The sequence below is a fragment of the Pantoea sp. 1B4 genome (assembly GCF_016925765.1).
GTDB classification, from domain to species: domain Bacteria; phylum Pseudomonadota; class Gammaproteobacteria; order Enterobacterales; family Enterobacteriaceae; genus Pantoea; species Pantoea agglomerans.
On sequence record NZ_JAEUWZ010000001.1, the window covers coordinates 2227831 to 2252349 of the forward strand.

Annotated in this window: 16 protein-coding genes and 6 pseudogenes; 9 read left to right on the plus strand and 13 right to left on the minus strand. The window is 55.6% G+C overall.

What is annotated here, in order from left to right:
• Window positions 1–51: 51 nt before the first annotated feature.
• A pseudogene (locus tag JNO11_RS10890) lies at window positions 52–1633 on the minus strand (TerC family protein).
• Between the two features lie 508 nt (window positions 1634–2141).
• Here JNO11_RS10890 and manX point away from each other — a divergent pair.
• The 4 genes and pseudogenes from manX (at window position 2142) to JNO11_RS10910 (ending at window position 5381) form a co-directional block, all read left to right on the plus strand.
• Entirely contained in the window at window positions 2142–3104 is a 963-nt protein-coding gene (gene manX / locus JNO11_RS10895; protein ID WP_163798576.1) for a PTS mannose transporter subunit IIAB, read from the plus strand.
• Window positions 3105–3167: 63 nt separating this feature from the next.
• The gene (locus JNO11_RS10900) at window positions 3168–3968 is read left to right on the plus strand and encodes a PTS mannose/fructose/sorbose transporter subunit IIC (RefSeq protein WP_010670765.1); all 801 of its coding nucleotides are present in this window, start codon (window positions 3168–3170) and stop codon (window positions 3966–3968) included.
• Between the two features lie 15 nt (window positions 3969–3983).
• A pseudogene (locus tag JNO11_RS10905) lies at window positions 3984–4831 on the plus strand (PTS mannose transporter subunit IID).
• 91 nt (window positions 4832–4922) lie between these two features.
• Window positions 4923–5381, plus strand: a complete 459-nt coding sequence (locus JNO11_RS10910) for a DUF986 family protein (protein ID WP_022625541.1) — start codon at window positions 4923–4925, stop codon at window positions 5379–5381.
• On the opposite strand, the gene rlmA is transcribed toward JNO11_RS10910, so the two are convergent.
• The 4 genes from rlmA to JNO11_RS10930 form a co-directional block, all read right to left on the minus strand.
• The gene (gene rlmA / locus JNO11_RS10915; protein ID WP_307618129.1) at window positions 5378–6187 is read right to left on the minus strand and encodes a 23S rRNA (guanine(745)-N(1))-methyltransferase; all 810 of its coding nucleotides are present in this window, start codon (window positions 6185–6187) and stop codon (window positions 5378–5380) included. The two genes, JNO11_RS10910 and rlmA, sit on opposite strands and share 4 nt — an antisense overlap.
• Window positions 6188–6324: 137 nt before the next feature.
• Window positions 6325–6534: a transcription antiterminator/RNA stability regulator CspE gene (gene cspE, locus JNO11_RS10920; RefSeq protein ID WP_003852684.1), complete on the minus strand. Its 210-nt coding sequence runs from the start codon at window positions 6532–6534 to the stop codon at window positions 6325–6327.
• Between the two features lie 656 nt (window positions 6535–7190).
• Window positions 7191–8201 (minus strand): MBL fold metallo-hydrolase, encoded by a 1011-nt coding sequence (locus JNO11_RS10925; RefSeq protein ID WP_325177291.1) that lies wholly within the window; start codon window positions 8199–8201, stop codon window positions 7191–7193.
• A gap of 18 nt (window positions 8202–8219) precedes the next feature.
• Window positions 8220–8492 (minus strand): YebO family protein, encoded by a 273-nt coding sequence (locus JNO11_RS10930; protein ID WP_325177292.1) that lies wholly within the window; start codon window positions 8490–8492, stop codon window positions 8220–8222.
• Window positions 8493–8704: 212 nt separating this feature from the next.
• Here JNO11_RS10930 and JNO11_RS10935 point away from each other — a divergent pair, with 212 nt between their 5' ends.
• Window positions 8705–8941, plus strand: coding sequence for a YobH family protein (locus JNO11_RS10935; protein WP_010258788.1), 237 nt, complete (start codon window positions 8705–8707; stop codon window positions 8939–8941).
• 30 nt (window positions 8942–8971) lie between these two features.
• Here the strand turns inward: JNO11_RS10935 and kdgR are convergent.
• Window positions 8972–9764, minus strand: a pseudogene (gene kdgR, locus JNO11_RS10940) (DNA-binding transcriptional regulator KdgR).
• Window positions 9765–9951: 187 nt separating this feature from the next.
• Between kdgR and JNO11_RS10945 the strand changes: the two are divergent.
• A complete protein-coding gene (locus JNO11_RS10945) occupies window positions 9952–11322 on the plus strand; it encodes an MFS transporter (protein ID WP_022625538.1) in 1371 nt (456 codons plus the stop codon).
• Between the two features lie 263 nt (window positions 11323–11585).
• On the opposite strand, the gene htpX is transcribed toward JNO11_RS10945, so the two are convergent.
• The 4 genes from htpX to JNO11_RS10965 all read right to left on the minus strand — a co-directional run bounded on the left by htpX (window position 11586) and on the right by JNO11_RS10965 (window position 16070).
• Window positions 11586–12467 (minus strand): protease HtpX, encoded by an 882-nt coding sequence (gene htpX / locus JNO11_RS10950; protein ID WP_003852678.1) that lies wholly within the window; start codon window positions 12465–12467, stop codon window positions 11586–11588.
• Window positions 12468–12712: 245 nt separating this feature from the next.
• Complete coding sequence (gene prc, locus JNO11_RS10955) at window positions 12713–14752, minus strand: carboxy terminal-processing peptidase (RefSeq protein WP_031591391.1); 2040 nt, start codon at window positions 14750–14752, stop codon at window positions 12713–12715.
• A gap of 19 nt (window positions 14753–14771) precedes the next feature.
• On the minus strand, window positions 14772–15473 hold the full coding sequence (gene proQ / locus JNO11_RS10960; protein WP_010258776.1) for an RNA chaperone ProQ: 702 nt from the start codon (window positions 15471–15473) through the stop codon (window positions 14772–14774).
• 96 nt (window positions 15474–15569) lie between these two features.
• The gene (locus tag JNO11_RS10965; protein ID WP_033787649.1) at window positions 15570–16070 is read right to left on the minus strand and encodes a GAF domain-containing protein; all 501 of its coding nucleotides are present in this window, start codon (window positions 16068–16070) and stop codon (window positions 15570–15572) included.
• Window positions 16071–16284: 214 nt separating this feature from the next.
• On the opposite strand from JNO11_RS10965, the gene yebS reads away from it, so the two are divergent.
• The 3 genes and pseudogenes from yebS (at window position 16285) to rsmF (ending at window position 21722) form a co-directional block, all read left to right on the plus strand.
• Window positions 16285–17529, plus strand: a complete 1245-nt coding sequence (gene yebS, locus JNO11_RS10970; RefSeq protein ID WP_325177293.1) for a membrane integrity lipid transport subunit YebS — start codon at window positions 16285–16287, stop codon at window positions 17527–17529.
• Window positions 17498–20132 (plus strand): annotated as a pseudogene (locus JNO11_RS10975) (MlaD family protein). The gene yebS and the pseudogene JNO11_RS10975 overlap by 32 nt, the downstream one beginning before the upstream one ends.
• Window positions 20133–20293: 161 nt before the next feature.
• Window positions 20294–21722: pseudogene (rsmF, locus tag JNO11_RS10980) on the plus strand (16S rRNA (cytosine(1407)-C(5))-methyltransferase RsmF).
• Between the two features lies 1 nt (window position 21723).
• Here rsmF and JNO11_RS10985 read toward each other — a convergent pair.
• The 3 genes and pseudogenes from JNO11_RS10985 to JNO11_RS10995 form a co-directional block, all read right to left on the minus strand.
• Window positions 21724–22372 (minus strand): annotated as a pseudogene (locus tag JNO11_RS10985) (metallophosphoesterase).
• 329 nt (window positions 22373–22701) lie between these two features.
• The gene (locus JNO11_RS10990) at window positions 22702–22914 is read right to left on the minus strand and encodes a DUF1272 domain-containing protein (RefSeq protein ID WP_010258758.1); all 213 of its coding nucleotides are present in this window, start codon (window positions 22912–22914) and stop codon (window positions 22702–22704) included.
• A gap of 147 nt (window positions 22915–23061) precedes the next feature.
• Entirely contained in the window at window positions 23062–24411 is a 1350-nt protein-coding gene (locus tag JNO11_RS10995; protein WP_010670774.1) for an MFS transporter, read from the minus strand.
• Between the last annotated feature and the right edge of the window lie 108 nt (window positions 24412–24519).

Below are 24519 nucleotides of genomic sequence, written 5' to 3' on the forward strand. Positions count from 1 at the left end.
AATTCAGCGCGGCCGGTAAACCCGGCAGCGCCTCTGCATCAACGAGAACGATTAGCCCTCTTCATCCTCATCATGCCGTTTATCTTTAGTGACACGCACCAGATCGATACGGTAGTCAGTCGCTTCGATAATCTGGAAGTGCAGCGGAGTAATATCAATTACATCGCCAGGAAGCGGTAACTGCCCTTTCTGCTCAATCAGCAGGCCCGCCAGCGAGGCGTGGTCTTCTGTCGGGTCGACCAGCTCATGGAAGTCGAGCAACTGCTGCAGCGAGTGCAGATCGGTCCCCCCCTTTCACTAACCAGCCATCACCATCCGCAATAATATCGGGCGTTTCATCTTCATCCGGGAATTCACCCGCAATCGCTTCCAGCACGTCCAGCGGCGTAATCAGACCCTGAACCACACCAAACTCATTGGTGACAATCACGAAGCTGCCTTTGGCACGACGCAGCACGCCAAGCAGGTTGATCGGATCCAGCGTCTCCGGCACCACGATAGTCGGTGTATTGGCCGCAAAGGTCGCCACATCCACACCGTGCTCCAGCGCCACCAGCAGCTCTTTGGCTCGCACTACGCCGACAATTTCATCCAGTTCACCCCGACAGACCGGGAACAGGCTGTGTGGCGTATCAAGCAGCTGACCGCGAATCTCATCTACCGGACGATTCGCATCGACCCAGGAGATTTCACCGCGCGGCGTCATGATGCTGCGAATCGAGCGGGAAGCCAGCGTCAGCACGCCATTAATCATATAGCGCTCTTCATCTTTAAACGCTTCCTGCGGCATCGCTTCCGCCAGCGCAGCCTCTTCGCTGCTGCTGGTGTTGCCATTGCTGGCGGTCTGGGCACGGTTGCGGCCCCCCATCAGGCGTAAAATCGCTTCGGCGGTGCGTTCACGCATCGGGCGATTTGACTGATGGCGGATAAAGTTACGACGTGCAACCTGGTTGAACAGCTCAATCAGAATCGAGAAGCCAATCGCCGCATAGAGGTAGCCTTTAGGAATATGGAAACCAAAGCCTTCTGCCACCAGCGACAGACCGATCATCAGCAGGAAGCTCAGACAGAGCACCACCACAGTCGGATGCGCGTTAACAAAGTTGGTTAACGGCTTAGATGCCAGCAGCATCACACCCATCGCAATCACCACGGCGGTCATCATCACCGGCAGGTGGTTCACCATACCCACGGCGGTAATCACAGCATCCAGCGAGAAGACGGCGTCCAGTACCACAATCTGCGTCACAACAGCCCAGAAACTGGCATATCCCCGATTACCGGATCCGTCGAGCTGCCGGTTCTCCAGCCGCTCATGCAGCTCCATGGTCGCTTTAAACAACAGGAACAGACCACCCGCCAGCAGAATTAAATCACGACCGGCAAAGCTGAAACCGCCTACGCTAAAGAGAGGCGTCGTCAGCGTCACCATCCAGGAGATCAGCGACAGCAGACCCAGACGCATGACCAGCGCCAGTGACAGGCCAATCAGGCGTGCTTTATCACGCTGCTTCGGCGGCAGTTTGTCGGCCAGGATGGCAATAAACACCAGGTTATCAATGCCGAGTACGATTTCCAGCACCACGAGCGTCAGTAAACCCGCCCAGATTGAGGGGTCGAATAAAAATTCCATTATTTATGACTCCAGAACAGGGAACAGAACGCGGTGCCGCTTATCAGCGCAGCAAAGCGTGACATGCAGGTAGTCGGGAAAGCGGTGGAAACGCCGTGAGGCGAAGGGTGACGCGCCAGCAGGCGCAAAGAACAGATTAAGCGACGTCGGTGACGATCCATAAAGGTGGGCTGAAGCCCGTTACTCCTGAGTAATAAACAGAACGTTAATGTATCAGGTCGGCGAATTGCGTCAAAAAATTTTCTTATTTTTACAATCTGCCTGACGGATGATCAGGCGCATAAAAAAGAGTTACTGGCCGCTTCACACGATGAATAGCTGACAGACATCACATAATTTATTTTTTCGATCACTAAAATAAATCGCGACTTTACCGCCTTGACGTAGTTAACCCATGTTTTTTCGAGGCTATACCGATAATTCGAATCATCCGGTTAAACAGATCATCAAAGCACTTCAATACAGTTCATTGACTCAGATGAGCATCTCTAGCGAACGGAGGTAGCACGTGACCATTGCGATAGTAATTGGTACACACGGCTGGGCAGCGGAACAACTGCTGAAAACTGCAGAAATGCTGTTGGGCGAGCAGGACAATGTCGGCTGGATAGATTTTGTCCCCGGTGAAAATGCAGAAACGCTGATTGAAAAATATCAGGCACGACTGGCAGAACTTGATACGACGCAGGGAGTCCTGTTTTTAGTTGATACCTGGGGTGGCAGTCCGTTTAATGCGGCCAGTCGCCTCGTGGTCGACAAACCGCAGTATGAGGTCATCGCCGGGGTCAATATCCCGATGCTGGTCGAAACCCTGATGGCGCGCGATGACAATCCCGGTTTTGACGAGCTGGTCGCCGTGGCGGTGGAGACCGGCCGTGAAGGCGTCAAAGCCCTGAAAGCCAAAGAAGAAGCGCCGGCGCCAGCGGCGGTGAAACCGGCCGCTGCGGTGCAACCGGCTAAGCCGATGGCGCCTGGTGACCACATGAAAATCGGGCTGACACGCATTGATGACCGTCTGATTCATGGGCAGGTGGCAACGCGCTGGACCAAAGAGACCAATGTTCAGCGCATTATCGTAGTCAGCGATGAAGTGGCCAACGATCATGTGCGCAAGACTCTGCTGACGCAGGTCGCTCCGCCCGGCGTCACGGCCCATGTGGTGGATGTTGATAAGATGGTGCGGGTGTGGAACAACCCGAAGTATGGTCAGGATCGCGTGATGCTGCTGTTTACCAACCCCACCGATGTACTGCGCGTGGTGGAACAGGGTGTCGATATTAAAACCGTCAACATCGGCGGTATGGCGTTCCGCCAGGGGAAAACTCAGGTCAATAATGCGGTCTCGGTCGATGAAAAAGATATTGCCGCATTCCGCAAACTCCATGAACGCAATATTGAACTGGAAGTGCGTAAAGTTTCCAGTGACCAGAAACTGAAAATGATGGATCTGATTGCAAAAGTTAACGCGTAACAGAAGCACTTATGCGCCTGCGTTTCCGGGCTCCTGGTTATCCTGCTGAGGACAAGAAGTATGATGGAAATAACCTCGCTACAAATTATTTTGATTTTTATTGTCGCCTGTATTGCCGGTATGGGGTCGATTCTGGATGAGTTCCAGTTTCACCGTCCCCTGGTGGCCTGTACCCTGATTGGTATGGTGCTGGGTGATATGAAAACCGGCATTATTATCGGCGGTACGCTGGAGATGATTGCGCTGGGCTGGATGAACATCGGTGCCGCCGTTGCGCCTGATGCCGCCCTCGCCTCCATTATCTCGACCATCCTGGTTATCGCTGGCGGTCAAAGTGTGGGTGCCGGTATTGCGCTGGCGATTCCGCTGGCCGCCGCCGGACAGGTACTGACCATTATCGTGCGTACGCTGACCGTCGCCTTCCAGCATGCGGCTGACAAAGCCGCAGAGAAAGGTAATCTCACGGCCATCTCCTGGATCCACGTCTCTGCCCTGCTGTTACAGGCGATGCGTATCGCTATCCCGGCGCTGATTGTGGCGATTTCGGTCGGCACCAGTGCGGTTCACGCCTTACTCAGCTCTATTCCGGACGTGGTGACCAACGGCCTGAATATCGCCGGTGGCATGATTGTGGTGGTCGGTTATGCGATGGTCATCAACATGATGCGCGCAGGCTACCTGATGCCGTTCTTTTACCTGGGCTTCGTCACCGCGGCCTTCACCAACTTTAACCTGGTGGCGCTGGGCGTCATTGGCGTGGTCATGGCGGTGCTCTACATTCAGCTCAGCCCGAAATACAACCGTGTGGCGGGAGCACCAACAGGTGCTGCGACCGCAAACGATCTTGATAACGAACTCGATTAAGGAACAGGTGAGCACATGGTTGATATTACGAAAGTCGAAAAGAAACTGACACCCGGTGATGTTCGCGCCGTCTTTCTGCGCTCTAACCTGTTCCAGGGTTCATGGAACTTTGAACGCATGCAGGCGCTGGGCTTCTGCTTCTCAATGGTGCCGGTGATCCGCCGTCTCTATCCTGAGAACAATGATGATCGTAAGCAGGCGATCAAGCGTCATCTGGAGTTCTTTAATACCCATCCTTATGTGGCCGCGCCGGTTCTGGGCGTGACTATGGCGATGGAAGAGCAGCGTGCTAACGGCGCCCCGATCGACGATGGCGCGATTAACGGCCTTAAAGTCGGCCTGATGGGACCGCTGGCCGGTGTTGGCGACCCGATCTTCTGGGGTACGGTGCGCCCGGTGTTTGCCGCGCTGGGAGCCGGTATCGCCATGAGTGGCAGTCTGCTGGGTCCGCTGCTCTTCTTTGTGCTGTTTAACCTGGCACGTCTGCTGACCCGCTACTACGGCGTGGCCTATGGCTATCGCAAAGGGATCGATATCGTCAGTGATATGGGCGGCGGTTTCCTGCAGAAACTCACGGAGGGGGGCGTCGATTCTCGGCCTGTTTGTCATGGGGGGCGCTGGTCAACAAGTGGACACACGTAAACATCCCGCTGGTGGTGTCACGTATTACCGACTCGACCGGTAAAACCACCGTCACCACCGTACAGTCGATCCTCGATCAGCTGATGCCGGGCGTGGTGCCGCTGCTGCTGACCTTTGGCTGTATGTGGCTGTTACGCCGTAAAGTGAACGCGCTGTGGATTATCGTCGGCTTCTTTGCCATCGGTATCTTTGGTTACTGGATCGGCCTGCTCGGTCTGTAATTTCACCCGGCCGGGAGCCTGCGCTCCCGGCTTTTAAGCGTGGTGAGCTGAGCCACAACCGGCTGAGCTCACCCTGTTTGAGGTAGCTGTGATGTCATTAACCGATGCGCTGATTGCGTGTTGTATTGCCGCCCTGATGGGGTTTGCCATTTATCATGAGGCGATTCTGCCGCGTCGCCACGGCCCGACCCGCTTACGGGTTGCGCTGCGAAGGCAGCATAAGCTGGATAGCCTGATTTTCATCGGCCTGCTGCTGATCCTGCTGTGGAACAACGTCAGTCATCACGGCCCGCAGCTCACCACCTCACTGCTGATGGTGCTTAGTTTTCTGGCGTTCTGGTTATTCTGGCTGCGAAAGCCAACGCTGCTGATGAAAAGTGAGGGGTTGTTTTACGCCGGTGTCTGGATCGATTACCGGCGAATTCAGGGCATGAATCTCTCTGAGGATGGCATTCTCGTGATTCAGCTGGAACAGCGTCGGCTGCTGATCGCGGTGCAGCAACTCGACGATCTGGAGCGCATCTATAACACCCTGGTCGAGGCGCGCTAGTCGCGCTGCCACACAGTCAGGGTAAAGTCTGCGTCGCAGCTGAACTGCTCGCTCTGCTGCAGGGTCTGCCAGACCTCTTCACGCGCCCGCCAGGCGAACGGCGTCATCTGAAGCAGGGTCGTCGCGGCTGTGCCGGTTAATGCCATCGGGTAACGCAGCGCATGCTGCTCCACCTGGTGGAATCCGGGATACGCTTTCTGCTCCGGCACATGCAACTGCACTTCGCGGTAAATCAGCGCCTTGAACTGCTGCAGATGATGCGGGCCCGGTGTCACGGTCAGTACCAGGCCACCCGGCTTCAGCACGCGCGCCAGTTCCGCTTCATTGCAGGGTGCGTAGATTCGGACAACCGCATCCAGGGCGTGATCGGCAAAGGGTAAGCGCTGGCTGGAAGCGACGCAGAAGCGCACCGCCGGATAGCGCTTTGCTGCCAGCCGGATCGCCATTCTGGCGACATCCAGCCCATAGACCTGCCCGGCCTCGCCTGCTGCGTCAGCCAGTGCGGCGGTGTAGTAACCTTCGCCACAGCCGATATCCAGGATTTTGCACTCCGGCTGGCTCAGCGCGGGCGCAAGCAGGCTGACGACCCGATCACGCAGCGGCTGGTAGTAGCCTGCCTCAAGAAATTCGCGTCGTGCCTGCATCATCTCTGCACTGTCACCCGGTTCACGCGACCGTTTATGCTGAACGGGCAGCAGATTGACATACCCTTCTTTCGCCTGGTCAAACTGATGGCGATTCTCGCAGCACCAGCTGCGCGAAGTAAAGGCGAGAGGAGAGTGACAAAGAGGGCAAATCAGGGACATAGGGTGCTCCGGCATCAGATAACGCGGCGCAGTGTAACCTTAACGTTTACGCATCGGAAGCATAAAGAAAGCCCCGGCTGAGAAGCCAGGGCTTTGAGATTTCATGTCAGGGTGCAATGCACCGAGGCGGAGTTGAATCAGATAGCCGTAACGTTAACGGCTGCCGGGCCTTTCTGGCCGTCCTGAATTTCGAACTCAACGCTCTGGCCTTCAGCCAGGGTTTTGAAACCATTGCCCTGAATAGCGGAGAAGTGAACGAACACATCTTTGCTACCGTCAGCAGGGGTGATAAAACCAAAACCTTTAGACTCGTTGAACCACTTAACCTGACCTTTAATCTTTGCCATTTTGCAAATTCCTTTAGATGTTTATTTAGCCCGAAGGCTGTCGTACAGAAAAACCAGAGACATTACTGCATGAGGCACTAATTAAGGTTCGGCAAGGAAGCGGTATTCAACGTCAACGTCTTTACTCGTTCTTCTTTACAGACTTCTTTACAGAAGATGCCATGCATAAACAGAACTGTACCTCGTTTAACTCAGGATTTGTTATCACATATCCTAAAAACAATGGCAAGCCATTTTTAAGGGCCTCAGCCAGCCTGCGCACATAATTGCCAGAAGGCTCACATTGCCTGTTCTGTGGCGCTTACAAATGCCGATGCAAATTAAGCACGCTCTCCGGCCAGACCCCTCTCCGGCCTCTGTTGTCGGGTCTAACCCAATGGATACCATAAGAAATTAATATTTCACAAATATGGCAATAACAGAATGAATAAGCGAAGCGCGAAAAGTTGAAAATATCAATAATCCGGCTTCAATCCTGTACAGCGCCTTTTATTTCGTACAGATAACACTTTTTTTGCACCAAAAGCAGGAGCCAGACAGTCGTCCTGCTCCAAATAAAAGCATTGAGCCCGATTTTACTTATTAAGAATTTAACTTTTGATTTGAAAAATTGATATCAGATAATAAAAACGGGCTTTTGTTTTAACTCTGATGTTTTAGGATAATTCCTGGGTATCCTTATTCAGCCCGCGGCTTTCGCCTATTCGCCACGGTGCGAAACCGCCCTTTTGCTCGTTTGCCCGCAGCAGCGCATCCGCCAGTTCTTTGGTTGGTGCATCAAGCGACTCATCGGCCAGTTCGAACACGCCCCAGTGGATGGGCAGCGTCAGTGGCCTGCCTGCTGCCTGCCACAGCGCCACCGCCTGATCGGGATTCATATGTTGGCCCGCCATGAACCATTCAGGTGCATAAGCGCCAATCGGCAAAGCCGCCAGGCTGAACTGGCCGAGTCGGGCAGCAATCTCCGGCAGGCTATCGCTGTAGCCGCTGTCGCCTGAGAACCAGAAGCGCACGGAGGCAGAACGCACGACCCAGCCGCACCAGAGCGAACGGTTTCGATCGCGCGGCGTTCGCATACTCCAGTGACGTGCCGGCACCGCATCAAAACAGAGGTCGCCGACAGTAAACTGTTGCCACCAGTCGAGCTGATGGACCTGTTTCACGCCCCGCGCCCTGCACCATTTTTCCAGGCCCAGCGGCACAATGAAGGTCGCCTGCGGAAAACGCCGGACGATCGCTTTAACCGTCGGCCGATCAAGATGATCGTAATGGTTATGTGAAATAAGCACGACATCCAGACGCGGCAGATCAGCGATGCTAAGCGGTGCTGGCGTTTTTCGCTGCGGCCCGGCAAAAGAGAGTGGCGAGGCGCGTGACGAGAGTGCGGGATCGATCAGGATATATTGCTGGTTCAGTCGCAGCAGCACGGCGGCATGTCCCAGCCACCAGATGCGATCGTCACTGCCGCTGATATCAGCGGGCTGCCACCACTGTTCGGTGAAAGCCCTGTAGCCCTGCTGCGGTGGCAGCGGCAGTCCCTGTGCTTTGCGCTCCCTGCGCCAGCGCTGCAGATCGCCCGGCTTGCGCCGTTCCGGTTCAGGATTGCAGAATCCCTCGGGCGTGTGATGCGCTTTGCTGCTGTCATACCACGGATTTTTCCAGACCATCCCGCCTCTCTGCTGTGATTATCGTTCCGGAATCAACCGGATAAAGTCGCGTTTCTCGCGTTCGTCATCGGTTTTTTTACTCTCTGCCCCTGGCTGCATCTCAATCAGACGGCGCAGCAGCTGATTCTGTTTCTTCTGCTCTTCCAGCAAAGATTCCAGTAAGCGGATTTGCTCACCGGCGCGCACGCTGGCGCGGTTGACAAAGAACCAGGCGATAAACGCCACAATCAAAATAATGACCAGCAGGCCATAGCTGACCAGTGGGCCCGAATTTGCGGCTAACTCATTCATAACTGCCTCGTAAAACTAAGTGGAAACGCCAGAACATGGCAACCGCCCATTCTACCTGTCGCAATCGCAAAAGATAATGGGGTTAACATCAATGCAGAATTTGCCGTTTCAGTTATCTCTGATCGATCCCACCAGAAAAGCGAGGCATGCTGATATCATCATAACCGGCGGCACCAGGTGGAGCGCTGAGTTATCTTTCACAAGGAGACATAATGAAACTGTTTATTCGTACGGTAGGCTTGCTGGCGGTGATCTGGCTGGCGATGCTGTTTACCGGCTATGGCGTATTAACCGGCAGTACTAAAAATGCCGCCGGCCTTGGCCTGCAGTGCAGCTATCTGACCGCTCGCGGTGTGATCAGTGCGCAGTATCTGCATACTGACAGTGGCGTGGTGGGCGTGACTGATTGTCCGTTGCTGAAGAAAAGCGGAGAAGTGATCGATAATTAACAAAACAGCGGGCCACATGGCCCGCTGTTTTCAGAACGGATAGTCGTGATAGCCCATCTCTGAGGAGAGCGTACGCGCCGCCCGATGCAGCATGGCCACGTAATCCTGGCGGGCATCTTCTGAAAAGCGAATGGTGGGAAAAGAGATACTCAGTCCCGCAATCACCACGCCAAAACGGTCAAACACCGGCACAGCGAGGCAGCGTAAGCCCTCTTCCTGCTCTTCGTTATCTTCACCATAGCCCTGCGTTCTTACCTGATCCAGCGCCGTAATCAACGCCTCCGCGCTTAACAGCGTATTGGCCGTGCTCCGTTTGAATTCGACATCCCGCAGGATCTCCTCAACTTCGCTGCGATCGCGCCAGGCGAGCAGAACTTTTCCAATCGCGGTGGTATGCAGCGGATTACGACGGCCAATGCGCGAATACATACGCAGGTTGTAGAGGGAGTCGATTTTGTGGATGTAGACAATACTGTCCTCTTCCAGCGCCCCCCAGGTGAATGGTCTCTTTGGTCAGACGCGAAAGCTCACGCATCTGCACATCCGCACTGCGGATTAAATCGACGTTCTGCAGCGCTTTAGCGCCCAGTTCAAACAGCTTCAGTGTCAGTGAGTACTTCTCGCTCTCACCTTCCTGCGTGACATAACCCAGCGACTTCATGGTCTGCAGGAAACGGTAAACGGTGCTTTTTGACATCATCACGCGCTGCGCGAGCTCAGTAATACCGTGATCGCGCTCTTCACCCAGCGCCTGCAGAATGCCGAACACTTTAAGTACCGAAGAGACGGAATCGGGCTGTTTATCATTTTCAGCAGAGGACATCGCGCACCTTGTTAAACCTGTTTCAAAAAAAATGGAACGGACTGTCAGTATAGAGTGAGGCATACGAAGGCAGCAATGCTTTAACCATTACGTCATATTTAAAGACAGTTTTTTATCCGTCAGATCGCTGCATTTCAGCGTTAATTTCATTAGCATGATGATATTCACCCTCTTTAGTAATTAACTTATGACACTCTCTCCTCCTCAGGATGGATTACCCGCGCGTCAGCGCTATATGGCAATCGTCACCATCGCGCTGGGTCTGACCATGGCGGTGCTGGATGGCGCGATAGCCAATGTCGCCCTGCCCACTATCTCGCGCGAACTGAATGCCAGCCCGGCGCAGTCGATCTGGATAGTGAACGCCTATCAGATTGCGATTATCGTCTCGCTGCTGTCGCTCTCCTTTCTGGGCGACATGCTGGGTTATCGCCGCGTCTATCAGGCGGGCCTGGCGCTGTTTATTGCCACTTCGCTGTTCTGCGCCTTCTCCACCACCCTGACCATGCTGACTTTCGCCCGCGTGCTGCAGGGATTAGGAGGTGCAGCGCTGATGAGTGTGAATACCGCGCTGATACGCATTATCTATCCGCAGCGTCATCTGGGACGCGGCATGGCGATCAACTCGCTGGTCGTGGCGGTTTCAACCGCGGCAGGCCCGACGGTCGCCGCAGCGATTCTTTCGGTGGCAAGCTGGAAGTGGCTGTTTCTGATTAACGTCCCGCTGGGTGCCATTGCGCTCTGGCTGGCGCTGCGCACGCTGCCTGATAATCCGCAGAAAGCGACGGCGCAGAAATTTGATGTTCCCAGCGCGATCATGAACGCCCTGTTCTTTGGTCTGATCATCTCTGCGCTGAGCGGGTTTGCACAGGGACAGAGTCATCTGCTGGTGCTGTCGGAGGTCATTGCTCTGCTGGTTGTGGGCTGGTTCTTTATTCGTCGTCAGTTAAACATGGCGGTGCCGCTGCTGCCGGTTGATCTGCTGCGTATCCCGATTTTCAGCCTGTCGATGGGAACGTCGGTCTGTTCGTTCTGCGCGCAGATGCTGGCGATGGTGTCGCTGCCCTTCTTTCTGCAAAACGTCCTGCAGCGTGATGAGGTGGCAACCGGTTTACTGCTGACGCCCTGGCCGCTGGCAACCATGGTATTTGCGCCGATTGCCGGCCGGCTGATTGAACGGGTGCATGCCGGGCTGCTGGGCGGCATCGGGCTGGCCATGTTCGCCCTGGGGCTGTTTCTGCTCGCCTGGCTGCCGGCCAACCCGGGTGATGGCGACATTATCTGGCGTATGATGCTGTGCGGTGCCGGTTTTGGACTGTTTCAGTCACCCAACAACCACACTATTGTCACCTCTGCTCCGCGTCATCGCAGCGGCGGCGCCAGCGGCATGCTGGGCACCGCGCGCCTGCTGGGCCAGAGTATGGGTGCTGCACTGGTCGCGCTGATGTTTAATCTGTTTGATGAACGCGGGACGCACGCTTCGCTGCTGCTGGCGGGCAGCTTTGCCGCCGTGGCCGCGCTGGTCAGTGTGTCACGGATGACGCAGACCCGCGCCTGATGGCAGAAACAGAAAAGGCGACCACCTGACAGAGTGTGACCCGATTCGCTGTAAGGCCGAGCCTTCACAGGGAACCCGGTCAGATCGGAAAGACTTCTGTCATCCATGACGGTCGGCCCGCACCATCCATGGCGCGGGACGCTTTCCTCCTCTGCCCGGGTTCCCTGCATGTTGGGCTAAGATATTGCTGTCAGATTCAGTCTGATTATGGTTTCTAAACAGAAAAGGCGACCCAGGGTCGCCTTTTTTTGCTCTGCTTAACGCTACTTCAGATACTGACCGCTACGCAGTGCTTCAATACGCTTATCTAACGGCGGATGCGACATAAACAGCTCGCTGAACGATTTGCCTTTACCGTTGATACAGAACGCCATCATGCTGCTCGGCTCCTGCGGTTCGTAGCTGGTTTTCAGGCGCTGTAACGCCGCAATCATCTTCTCACGACCTACCAGCTTCGCTGAACCGGCATCGGCATGGAACTCACGGTGACGCGAGAACCACATGGTGATGATGCTGGCGAGAATACCAAACACCAGTTCCAGCACCATCGACACCGCAAAGTAGACCAGCGGGTTGCCGTTGCTGCTCTCCTCACCATCGCGGTTGCCGGACATAAAGCCCGCCGCGATCTGCGCCAGAATACGTGAAACGAAAATCACAAAGGTGTTCACCACACCCTGGATCAGCGTCATGGTGATCATGTCGCCGTTGGCGATGTGTGACACTTCGTGTGCCAGCACCGCTTCCGCTTCATCACGGCTCATGTTCTGCAGCAGACCGGTTGAGACAGCAACCAGTGAGGCGTTACGCCGTGCGCCAGTCGCAAAGGCGTTGATGTCAGGTGCGTGATAGATCGCCACCTGTGGCATCGCAATACCCGCCTGCTGTGCCTGACGGCCAATTGTATCCACCAGCCAGCGCTCGGTTTCGTTGCGTGGCTGTTCAATCACTTCACCGCCAACCGATCGCAGTGCCATCCACTTCGACATCAGCAGTGAAACAAACGCACCGCCGAAGCCAAACAGGCCTGCCATGATCATCAGGCCCTGAACACTGCTTGACTGGATCCCTGTCAGGCTGAGAATCAGCCCGAATACCAACATCACAGCCAGGTTGGTCATCAGGAAAAGAGCAATACGCATCATTTTTGTTAATCTTCCTCAGTAGTTCACGCGCCTATACGCGGATCCATATCCTATGGGCATTGGGCTGCTTTTCAAGCAACCTTAACGTTTAAGTGCCTAAAAAAGACATAACTTTACATTCTGACACGCCTGATGAGGAGCCCAGCCTTCAGGCACCTTCACCAGCGCTAATCATTGCTTACTGGAAACTTTTCTGAGTACAAAAAAAAGCACCGCTGAGCGGTGCTTTTTCTGGCAACAGCGGATTATTTAGCCGCTGGCGCCTCTGGCTGGGATTTCTCCAGCTGCGCAAGATCGTTAGCGATCTTCACCGTCTCATCAAGATAGGGATCCGGCTCTTTATAATCTTTCGGCAACTCATCCAGGTTTTTCAGCGGTTTTTTGCCTTCGGCCTGATAGCGCGCGTTGATCCGCTCCAGACGAGACGCATCATCTTCGTGGTTCTCTTTCTCGCGCTGAGCGAGATTAAGCGACACGATGTTGCGCTTATCTTTCAGGGCATTGTAACGGGCAATGTCCTTCATGATGTACTGGAACTCGCGATCCTGAGCTATGCGGTCAGCATGCTGCTTAGTCAGCTGCACTACCAGCGGTTTCACATCACCGGTTTTGACATAGGTCGCCGCTTTGATGCTGTCCCACGGCAGTGCGTTATCTTCAAATTTCTCACCGGTTTCAGCCGCTTCAACGCCGGTTGGCATCAGCAGATCCGGCGTGACGCCTTTACGCTGTGTACTGCCGCCGTTAATGCGATAGAACTTCTGAATGGTGTAAGAAACGGAGCCTAACGCAGGCCACTCCGGACGCAGCATCTGATCGTAAATGCGGTTCAGAGAGCGATACTGCTGAACGGTGCCTTTACCAAAGGTTGGCTCGCCAACAATCACCGCGCGACCGTAATCCTGCATCGCGGCAGCAAAGATCTCAGAAGCTGAGGCGCTGAAACGATCGACCAGCACCACCAGCGGTCCTTTGTAGTAGACAACGCCGTCGTTATCGCTGTCTTCACGAATCCGACCATTGTTGTCGCGTACCTGAACTACCGGACCACTCGGAATAAACAGACCTGAAAGCGAGACTGCTTCGGTCAGCGCGCCACCGCCGTTGGTACGCAGATCGATTACCACACTGTCGACGTTCTGTTTCTGCAGTTTCTGCAGCTGTACTTTCACGTCGTCGGTGAGGCCGACATAGAAACCAGGAATATCGAGCACGCCCACTTTCTGCTTGCCGACATTTTTGATGGTCAATTTAACCGCGCGATCTTCCAGACGGATTTTCTCACGCGTCAGCGTCACAGTACGGGTTTTAGTACCCTTACCGGCTGGCAGAACTTCCAGGCGCACTTTGCTGCCCTTAGGTCCTTTAATTTTTGCCACGACATCATCCAGACGCCAGCCGATCACATCTTCCATCGGCTTGCCTGGCTGACCCACACCGACGATGCGATCGCCAACGGTAATGGCTTTGCTCTTCGCGGCCGGGCCGCCTGCGACCATCGAGTTGATCACCGTATAGTCGTCATCCATCTGCAGAACCGCACCGATGCCTTCCAGTGACAGGCTCATCTCGGTGTTGAACTGCTCGGTGTTACGCGGCGACAGATAGCTGGTGTGCGGATCGATTTCGCGGGCAAAAGCGTTCATCACCAGCTGGAAAACATCTTCACCGTTGCTCTGGGCCAGACGACGGATAGCGAAGTTGTAACGCTTAGTCAGAACGTCGCGGATCTCGTTATCATCTTTACCCGCCAGCTTCAGACTCAGCTGATCATATTTGACCTTGGCATCCCACAGCGCATTCAGTTCAGACTGATCTTTTGGCCAGGGTGCTTTCGCGCGGTCAATGTCGATAGTGTCATTGCCGCTGAAATTCATCGGACGAGCCAGCACCGTCAGCGCATATTGATAGCGCTCAAAACGGCGTTTCTGCGCCAGATTATAAATATCGTAAAAGAGATCCAGCTTGCCACTGCGCAGCTCATCGCCGACGGTGGTTTTTTTGCTGGCAAACTGCGCCACATCTGACGCCAGCAGCACATTGTGGCTGTAGTCGAGCATGTTCAGATAGCGATCAAAAATTTTCGCTGAAAAGTTCTGATCCAGGTCGAACTGGCGATAGTGGGAACGGGTAAAGCGCGAGGTTACGCGCTCACTGACCGTCGGATCCTGCGGATCTTCGTGAAGCTGGGGAATCTGATCGGCACGGGTAATGTTCTCCGCGCCGAAGGTTGGGCCTGCTAATAGCAGGCCCGCAATAAGTCCAACTTTAAAAAGGGTGTTCATGCCGGGGTTAGCCTCCGTTTCAGAACTGCAAGTGTTCTGCGCGCACAATCATTGCCATGCCGGAAGCGAGCTGGACCCGAACGCCGTCTTTTGATACTTCAAGAACGGTAGCGTCCATCGCACTTTTGCCTGCTTTAACTTTAATACTCTGGCCGGGTTGCAAAGTTGAGGTATCAGTGATGGGTCGGGCTTCCTGCTCCGGACGTGGGGCTGGCTTGCGATGCTGTGAGGCGGTCGCACGCGGTGCAGTGGTCTGCGGACGCGGTTTACGCGCGGCTTCGCCTTCTGCAGGCTTACGTGCCGCGGGCTTGCGTGGACGACGCGGTGCCGCGCCCTCTTCGCTTTCGCCTGCTTCACGACGCGCGGCGCGCTGCTGGTCACGCTGCGCCTGGACGCGTGCTTTCGCTTCTTCCAGTTGCTTGCGTGCATGCTCAACGTGTTGCTCATCCAGCACGCCACAGGCGTTACCGTCGAGATCGACACGGATAGCACCGGCTTTGATGCCGTACAGATAACGCCAGCTTGACGTATAGAGACGCAGCGCGGAACGCAGCTGTGTTTTGCTCAGACCCATTTCGCCCTGAACACGCTCGACCAGATCCTGAAAGATACCGATTTTGAGCGGACGCGCTTCACCTTCAGCGCTAAAGCAGTGCGGAAAGCGCTCCGCCAGAAAAGTGATGACTTCTTTACTGCTATTCAACTTAGGTTGATTTTCCATGAAATTTCCTGATTACAACGGGTTTGCCGACCAGCGCAGGCATGAACAGGCGACATTATAATGACAACATCGCTAAATGCCATGTGATCCAGTCGATTAGCTGCGCGTCAGCTGCAGATATTTTTCTAAGTCGCTGTTCGCAAGCACTTCACAAAGCCCATCAGTCAGTGTGACCAGCCCCGATTCGTCGTCGCTGTCAAAGCGATTGTACGCCACGCTGTCGATGTCCAGCACCCCAACCACAGTGCCATTCACTTTCAGAGGAATCACAATCTCAGCATTGCTGGCAGCGTCACAGGCGATGTGGCCCGGGAAGGCATGCACATCATCTACGCGTTGCACTTTTTCTTCTGCCAGCGCCGTGCCACACACACCTTTACCGACCGGAATGCGCACACAGGCGATTTTGCCCTGGAACGGGCCCAGCACCAGCGTATTCGCTTCCGTCAGCAGGTAGAAACCTGCCCAGTTCACGCCATCGAGACGTTCGTACAGCAGCGCGCTAAAGTTTCCCATCGCGGCGAGGAACGCCGTTTCTCCCGCCAGTAAGGCGCGCATATCGCGATTCAAATCGGCGTAAAAGGCAGTTTTGTTCATTATTCAACCGTTACCAATGACATCTGAACGGGGCATTAAAGACCGTTCGTTAAAAATAAGTTTTAAATATCCAGAGCCACAAGGTGAATCATAGCGTTAGTTGCTATACCCTTAGCATTCTGTGGATCGAAGCGTGATGCCCGAGACAGGCACACAGACAATGTCTTTATGACCGATATCTGTTACTTCTGAAGAGCGAAGATTGCATCACCCTATGAAAATTCACGCTATCAGCCAGACATTGCCTCACGCACGTTATCAGCGTTGCCCGCAATGCGATACCCTTTTTTCCTTACCGGATGTGAAATCGCATCAGTCGGCACATTGCCCACGCTGTAACGCCGAAATTCTCAGTGGTCGTGACTGGCCGATGACCCGTCTTATGGCGATGGCCGCCACCATGATTGTGTTAATGCCCTTTGCTTTCTCCCTGCCGCTGGTAGATATCCGGCTGCTTGGCATGCGCATCAATGCCAGCGTACTGGAAGGCATCATCCAGATGACCCAGCAGGGTGATGTACTGACGGCCTCAATGGTGGCGTTCTGCACCATCGGCGCGCCGGTGACGCTGGTGGCGGGTATCTGTTATCTCGGTATCGGCCACCGGCTCGGCATGAACCTGCGTCCCGTGCTGCTGATGCTGGAGAAGCTGAAAGAGTGGGTGATGCTCGATATCTATCTGATCGGCATCGCCGTGGCGTCAATTAAAGTGCAGGACTATGCTTCGCTTGAGATTGGCTACGGGCTGGCGGCTTACATCGCCCTGACGGTGCTGAGCGTGCTGACACTGATCCATCTGAATATGGAGCAGCTGTGGGAGCATTTCTACCCACAGACGCCTGGCAATATGGCCCGTGACGATATGCAGGTCTGCCTGAACTGTCACAACACCAGCATACCCGATGAACGTGGCCGCTGCCCGCGTTGTCACACGCCGCTCGACTTCCGACGCCGCCACAGCCTGCAGAAATCCTGGGCCGCGCTCATCGCATCAATTGTGCTGTTAATCCCCGCGAATCTGATGCCGATCTCCGTGGTCTATCTTAATGGCTCACGGCGTGAGGACACCATCTTCTCCGGCATCCTGGGGCTGGGCGAAGGCAATATTCCGGTGGCGGCGATTGTTTTTATCGCCAGTATTCTGGTGCCGTTTATCAAGGTGCTGGTGATGCTGACTCTGCTGATCAGCATTCATTTTCGCTGTGAACAGGGGCTGAGAACCCGCATCCGCTTGCTGCGGTTTGTCACCTGGGTTGGCCGCTGGTCAATGCTCGATCTGTTTGTCATTTCGTTAACCATGTCGCTGGTCAACCGTGATCAGCTGCTGGCTTTTACCATGGGACCGGCGGCGCTGTTTTTTGGCGCGGCCGTCATCCTGACCATTATGTCTGTTGAGTGGCTGGACAGCCGCCTGCTCTGGGATGCACATGCAACAGGAAACGCCGACTACACCGACTAACGCAACGCTGCGCAATAAGCGCAAAATTTCGCCCTTCTGGCTGCTGCCGATTATTGCGATGCTGATCGCCTGCTGGCTGCTCTGGACCAATTATCAGGAGCGCGGCACCACCATCACCATCAATTTCCAGACGGCGGATGGTATCGTGCCGGGTCGCACCCCGATCCGCTATCAGGGCGTGGAAGTGGGCACCGTGCAGGGCATTAATCTCAGTGATGATTATCGCAGCATTCAGATTAAAGCCAGCATAAAGAGCGACATGCGCGATGCGCTGCGTGAAGATACGCAGTTCTGGCTGGTGACGCCTAAAGCCTCGCTGGCGGGTGTGTCGGGGCTGGATGCGCTGGTCGGTGGTAACTACATCGGGATGATGCCAGGTAAAGGTAAACCCAGCGAGTCATTTACCGCGCTGGATACGCAGCCTAAATATCGGGTGAATACCGGCGAATTGATGATCCATCTGCATGCGCCCGATCTCGGCTCGCTCAACACCGGCTCGCTGGTCTATTACCGCAAAATTCCGGTTGGCCGGGTCTATGACTACAGCATTAACAGCAAATCCGATGGCGTGTCGATTGATGTGCTGATTGACCGTCGCTTTATCAATCTGGTGAAAACCAACAGCCGTTTCTGGAATGTGTCAGGCATGAATGCTGACGTCAGCCTGAGCGGGGCTAAAGTGCAGCTGGAGAGTCTGGCGGCGCTGGTCAATGGCGCGATCGCGTTTGACTCACCACAGGGTGCGGAAACGGCCAAAGCTGAGCAGAATTACCGGCTTTACCCCGATCTGGCACATAGTCAGCGCGGCGTGCAGATCACACTGGATCTGCCTAACGGCAACAATCTCAAGGCGGGCAGCACCCCGCTGATGTATCAGGGACTGGAAGTCGGCACGCTGACCAAACTGAACCTGCAGGATGGCGGCAAGGTCACCGGCGAACTGACCATCGATCCCTCTGTTGTCGGTCTGATGCGCAGCGGCACCCGCATTGAGATGCACAGTCCGAAAATCAGCCTGACGGATACCAGCCTCAGCGCGCTACTGACCGGCAACACGCTGGAACTGGTGCCAGGTGAAGGCGAGCCGCAGCAGCACTACACCGTGCTGGCGTCCAATGAGACTCTGCTGCAGAAGCCCAATGTGCTGACGGTAAAACTCAGCGCGCCAGAGAGCTATGGTATCGATCAGGGCCAGCCGCTGATGCTGCACGGCATGCAGATTGGTCAGGTGATGTCGCGTACGCTGGATGAAAATGGCGTGAATTTCGTGGTGGCGGTCAATCCTGAAAATCGCAATCTGGTGCATGGCGACAGCAAATTTATCGTTAACAGTCGGCTGGATGTGAAGTTCGGTCTTGATGGCATGCAGGTATTAGGTGCCAGCGCCCGTGAATGGGTGGATGGCGGTATCCGGCTGGATCCGGGCAAAAAAGGGTGAGCCAAAAAGTGCCTATCCGCTGTTTGCCGATGCTGAAAAAGCGGAAGAAGGCATTACCGGCGATGGCCCTTCTACCACGCTGATGCTGACCGCCAACAGTCTGCCTGACGTGCAGGCCGGCTCTGTCGTGCTTTACCGCAAATTTCAGGTGGGTGAGATTGTCAAAGTCACGCCGCGCGCTGACGCCTTTGATATTGCGGTACATATTCAGCCGGAATATCGCAAGCTGCTGACCAGCGAAAGCGTGTTCTGGGCTGAGGGTGGCGCACGCGTCAGCCTTAACGGCAGCGGCCTGACGGTGCAGGCATCGCCGCTTAACCGCGCGCTGAAAGGCGCGATCAGTTTCGACAATATGAGTGGTGCGCAGTCGGCCAAAGGGGCCAAACGCGTCCTCTATCCGTCTGAAACCGCCGCCCGCGCGGTGGGTAGCCAGATTACGCTGCACACCTATGACGCCAGCAAGCTCTCTGCCGGGATGCCGATTCGTTACCTGGGTATTAATGTCGGCCAGGTGGAGTCACTGTCGTTAAGCAAAGATAACAATCAGGTGGTGGCGAAAGCGGTGCTCTATCCGGAGTATGTCAACGATTTCGCCCGTCTCGGCAGCCGTTTCTCGGTGGTCTCACCGGAGATTTCCGCTACCGGCGTGAATCATCTGGAAACCCTGTTGCAGCCTTACGTCAACGTGGATCCCGGTAAAGGTGGCGCCGCGCGCACGTTTGAGCTGCAGGAGAGCACCATTACCGACTCCCGCTACCTTAATGGCCTGAACATTTATGTTGATGCCACTGAGGCCGGTTCACTGTCGCTGGGTACGCCGGTGCTGTTCCGTGGTGTGGAAGTGGGTACCGTGACCGGCACCTCATTGGGTAATATGGCGGATCGTGTGCAGATCGCCCTGCGCATCAGTAAGAAGTACCAGCATCTGGTGCGTAATAACTCGGTGTTCTGGCTGGCATCCGGCTATAACCTGGACTTCGGTCTGGTGGGTGGCGTAGTGAAAACCGGGACCTTCCAGCAGTTTATTCGCGGTGGCATTCAGTTTGCGACGCCGCCGACGGTGCCGCTGGCGCCACAGGCGAATCCGGATAAACACTTCCTGCTGCAGGATGAAGCGCCGAAAGATTGGCGTAACTGGGGAACGGCGATCCCGTCTCCTCGCTAAAGGCTATCTCAAACGGGCAGCCTGGCTGCCCTTTTAGGCGTTTAAAGTCAGCACCGGCTCAGGGATCATACGCCTTATTCACTCCCTCAAACGGGCAGCCTGGCTGCCCGTTTCCTTTCCTCATGGTACACTGCCGCCTTTGCCTTAACTGGAATGTGCCCGTGTCAGATGCTTCTTCGCTTTTCCCCGCCGATTTTCTCTCGTTAATTCGCCAGAGCCTGCCCGATGAGGCGAGCCTCGCGCAATTTATTGCCTACAGTCAGCAACCCCTGCGCCGCAGTATTCGCGTCAATACCCTGAAGATCAGCGTGGCTGACTTTCTGAGTCAGACGGCTAATTATGACTGGAAGCTGACGCCGGTGCCGTGGTGCGAAGAGGGATTCTGGATCAGTCGGGAAGATGAGAGCCTGCCGCTGGGCAGCGTGGCTGAGCATCTCAGTGGCCTGTTCTACATTCAGGAGGCCAGCTCCATGCTGCCGGTCACTGCCCTGTTTGATGCTCAGCCAGAGGTCAGCGCCGTGATGGATATGGCGGCGGCACCGGGTTCTAAAACGACCCAGATTGCTGCGCGGATGGGTAATCAGGGCGTTATCCTGGCTAACGAATTCTCCTCCAGCCGGGTAAAAGTATTGCACGCCAATATCAGCCGCTGCGGCGTCAGCAACAGTGCCTTAACGCACTTTGACGCGCGGGTCTTCGGGCCAGCCCTGCCGGAACAGTTCGACGCCATCCTGCTCGACGCTCCCTGCTCCGGCGAAGGGGTGATTCGCAAAGATGCTGATGCGCTGAAAAACTGGACGCTGGCAAGTACGCATGAGATCGCCGCGACCCAGCGCGATCTGCTCGACAGTGCCTTTCATGCACTCAAACCCGGCGGCACGCTGGTTTATTCCACCTGTACCCTGAATCAGATTGAGAATCAGCAGGTCATTGCCTGGCTGCTGGAGCGCTATCCGGACGCTGTTGAGGTTGTAGCGCTCGATGGGCTGTTTGAGGGTGCCGGACAGGCCGCGACGCCCGAGGGCTATCTGCATGTCTTCCCACAGATGTTCGACAGCGAAGGCTTTTTCGTTGCGCGGCTGTGTAAAACCGCGTCGGTCGAGCCCTTACCGCTGCCGGGCTACAAAGTGGGTAAACTGCCCTTCTCCCACCTCAGCCGCAAGCTGGAAAGTGAGATAGCCCAGGCCGCCGCCGCTGTCTCTCTTAAATGGGATGCGTCGCTGGAGCTGTGGCAGCGTGATAAAGAGATCTGGCTGTTCCCGAAGGCCGTCACCCCGCTGCTGGGTAAAGTGCGGTTCTCGCGCATCGGCCTGAAGCTGGCAGAAACCTTTGCTAAAGGCTATCGCTGGCAGCATGAAGCGGTAATTGCGCTGGCAAAACCGGATGCGGCGCAGACTTTTGAGCTCACCGCAGCAGAGGCGGAAGAGTGGTATCGCGGCCGGGATATCTACCCGGAAACGGAACCTACCCGTAATGAGATGATTGTCACTTATCAGCAGCAGCCGCTGGGGCTGGCTAAAAAAAGTCGGCAGCCGTATCAAGAACAGCTATCCGCGGGAGCTTGTGCGCGACGGACGCCTGTTCCGCTGAGTCACTTTATTTGCAGCATCGTCAGATGATTGCCAAACACTGCGCCGGTATCGATGTAATGCAGATTGGCAATCGTCAGCGACTGTTTCAGCGGCGTGTGTCCGAAGTAAAAGGCGTCTGCGCCACGGATGCCCGCCCGTTCGCCTGACTCCATCGCCTCCAGCCGCTGACGGCTCCAGACCACCTGCTGCCAGTCGAGTGGCTTATTCAACGCATATTCCCGGGCCGGATAATCAGCATGAGCAATCACAATAATTCGCTCTTCGAGTTGCAGATGGAGAATCAGCGGCAGCTCACGGCAACGCTGCAACGCGTGACGCGCCGCAATCAACGCTGCACCACGCAGCCGAAAGAACCAGTCGCCACCGTTCATCTGCCAGAGCGCCATTTCCTGCCCCTGTAATGCTGATAGCGCCATCTCCTCATGATTCCCCCCGCACGCAGCGAAACCAGGGCTCCTCCAGCAGCGCCAGACAACCCAGGCTGTCGGGACCGCGATCGATGATGTCACCTACCGAAATCAGTAAGTCCTGCTGCGGGTCAAACTGATGCTGCTGCAACAGCGAATCCAGTTCGCGGCGGCAGCCATGCAGATCGCCGACCACCCAGATCCGTCGCCACGCTGCGCCATTCAGGGATTGGTAATACATCGCTGCACCCGGCCTTTGTCTGCTGAAAACATCTTCAGAGTATAGTCAGGGCTGACCCTGTACTGGCATGACGCGCTGGAAAGCAGAATGCAAAGGAGGCTGGGTGCAAGGGAGCAAGGGAGCAAGGGAGCAAGGGAGCAAGGGAGCAAGGGAGCAAGGGAGCAAGGAGGCCGGGCGAAGCGATTAAAGAGAGATGAAAGGTACGTCCCTCCCGGCGCTTATCTCCGGCACTCAGTAAAGGTGGTAGCTCTGTCAGGGACGAAATACATCATAATGCGATCAGGCGCGACAGGCTATTCTGCCCCAACCATATCTGTAGTCATTTGGGATCAGCTACGCATTTTAGCCGGATATTTCTGCAGTTTCTCTGCCGGACGCACCGGGCGGCGCACCAGCTCACCGCCGCAGTTAGGGCAAAGATGAGTGAGATGCTCAGCACAGTCAGCGCAGAAAGTGCATTCAAACGAGCAGATGCGTGCCGCCAGAGAAGATGGCGGCAGATCAACGTCGCAGCGTTCACAATTGGGGCGAAGTTCCAGCATGGTGTGACTCCTTAAAAAAGCGGTATGTGCCAGCTTCGCGGTTGCTGACCCGAATGTCGAGCCAGCAACCGGACAAGAGTGTGTCAGATCCGGACATCCTGCTTTAACGGTACAGTCAGCGGCGAATGGCATCCTGCTGTGCCGCTGCTATTTGTCCCGCTGATCCTCAGGAAGGTCATCGGGCAAATCCTCTTCGTCAGCTGTGTCATCGAACTCAGCACTCTCCTCTTCCGGCTCCTGACCGCCCATCGACGCATGAATCACCTCCTCTTCCAGCGTCGGGATCAGCGCGGCACCCAGTGGCGAGGTCGCCAGACTGTCAGGCATCACCACATGCGGCAACGGCACTTCGGTCGTCGGAAGCGGACCCGGCGCACGCACATAACTCAGTCCGCCAATCACCAGCGCACAGAGCATAAAGAAGAGATAGAGCATATTGCTGCCCAGCGGCTGCATCAGCGCACCGACCACCAGCGGGCCGATACTGGCGCCAATACCAAACGCCATCAGCAGACAGGCGGTTAACGAGACACGGCGATCGGCGGCGACCTGATCGTTGGCCAGCGCCACCTGCAATGGATAGAGCGCAAACTGCATCATGCTGGCGGCAAAGGCGATACCAATCATCCAGTGGAAGGTCAGATGCGGCAGCACCACCAGCGGCACGCAGGCCACGGCAAAGAGCATGGCAATAATGAATAACAGCCGCTGGCGGTCGTAGCGGTCAGAGAGCCAGCTTAGCGGAAACTGCGACACCAGCCCGGCAAAAATCGTGAGACTCATAAAATAACCGGTCTGGCTGGTGGTGAAGCCTTTACTGCTGCCATAAACCGGTGCCAGGCCATAGAACGCGCCAATGGCCATGCCGGTCACCAGGGTGGTGCCGAGCAGTTTGGGAATAGTGCGGATAAAATAGCCCAGCTCCATCGGCGCCGGTGTCATGGGCCGGACGTGAGTGCGGGTGGTCAGTGCAATCGGCACCAGACAGAGCGCGAAACAGAGCGCCACAATCAGCAGCGTGCTCACGCCAAACCCCGATTGCAGGCTCAGTATCACCTGTCCGCCACTGAGTCCAAGGTAGGTGGCGACCATATAGAGGCCGAAAATCATGCCGCGCTGGGAAGATTCCGCCTGATCGTTGAGCCAGCTCTCCAGCACCATGTACTGGCACATCATGCAGAGCCCGATAATCAGGCGCAGAAAGACCCACAGCGGAATAAAGTCCGTCAGCCCGTGACCTACAACCGAGGCGGTAATAATCCCGGCACAGGCCACGTAGGCACGAATATGGCCGACGCGGGCAATCAGGTTGTGCCCCACCTTGCCACCAATCACCAGCCCGATATAGTTAGCCGCAATAATCGCGCCGATCAGCGCACCATTAACCTGCTCACTGGCCAGCCGTAACGAGACGTAGGTAGTCAGTAAACCTGAACCCAGCAGCATCAGAAGCGTAGTGGTATAGAGCGGCAGAAACGTACTGAATATTTTTCCCATATGACTCCCTGTCTACGCTTTTCAGGCATCAGGCCAGCAAAGCCCTAAAGATAGTCGATTTCGGCAGGTGAAGCGGTATTGTTCATGACGACGGTAGCGAAAAAAAGC

What these genes read in the sequence shown, in the direction of transcription:
- JNO11_RS10900 (WP_010670765.1), top strand. Translation starts at nt 3,168, where the DNA reads ATGGAAATAACCTCGCTACAAATTATTTTGATTTTTATTGTCGCCTGT.
- JNO11_RS10910 (WP_022625541.1), top strand. Translation starts at nt 4,923, where the DNA reads ATGTCATTAACCGATGCGCTGATTGCGTGTTGTATTGCCGCCCTGATG.
- rlmA (WP_307618129.1), bottom strand. Translation starts at nt 6,187, where the DNA reads ATGTCCCTGATTTGCCCTCTTTGTCACTCTCCTCTCGCCTTTACTTCG.
- cspE (WP_003852684.1), bottom strand. Translation starts at nt 6,534, where the DNA reads ATGGCAAAGATTAAAGGTCAGGTTAAGTGGTTCAACGAGTCTAAAGGT.
- JNO11_RS10925 (WP_325177291.1), bottom strand. Translation starts at nt 8,201, where the DNA reads ATGGTCTGGAAAAATCCGTGGTATGACAGCAGCAAAGCGCATCACACG.
- JNO11_RS10930 (WP_325177292.1), bottom strand. Translation starts at nt 8,492, where the DNA reads ATGAATGAGTTAGCCGCAAATTCGGGCCCACTGGTCAGCTATGGCCTG.
- JNO11_RS10935 (WP_010258788.1), top strand. Translation starts at nt 8,705, where the DNA reads ATGAAACTGTTTATTCGTACGGTAGGCTTGCTGGCGGTGATCTGGCTG.
- JNO11_RS10945 (WP_022625538.1), top strand. Translation starts at nt 9,952, where the DNA reads ATGACACTCTCTCCTCCTCAGGATGGATTACCCGCGCGTCAGCGCTAT.
- htpX (WP_003852678.1), bottom strand. Translation starts at nt 12,467, where the DNA reads ATGATGCGTATTGCTCTTTTCCTGATGACCAACCTGGCTGTGATGTTG.
- prc (WP_031591391.1), bottom strand. Translation starts at nt 14,752, where the DNA reads ATGAACACCCTTTTTAAAGTTGGACTTATTGCGGGCCTGCTATTAGCA.
- proQ (WP_010258776.1), bottom strand. Translation starts at nt 15,473, where the DNA reads ATGGAAAATCAACCTAAGTTGAATAGCAGTAAAGAAGTCATCACTTTT.
- JNO11_RS10965 (WP_033787649.1), bottom strand. Translation starts at nt 16,070, where the DNA reads ATGAACAAAACTGCCTTTTACGCCGATTTGAATCGCGATATGCGCGCC.
- yebS (WP_325177293.1), top strand. Translation starts at nt 16,285, where the DNA reads ATGAAAATTCACGCTATCAGCCAGACATTGCCTCACGCACGTTATCAG.
- JNO11_RS10990 (WP_010258758.1), bottom strand. Translation starts at nt 22,914, where the DNA reads ATGCTGGAACTTCGCCCCAATTGTGAACGCTGCGACGTTGATCTGCCG.
- JNO11_RS10995 (WP_010670774.1), bottom strand. Translation starts at nt 24,411, where the DNA reads ATGGGAAAAATATTCAGTACGTTTCTGCCGCTCTATACCACTACGCTT.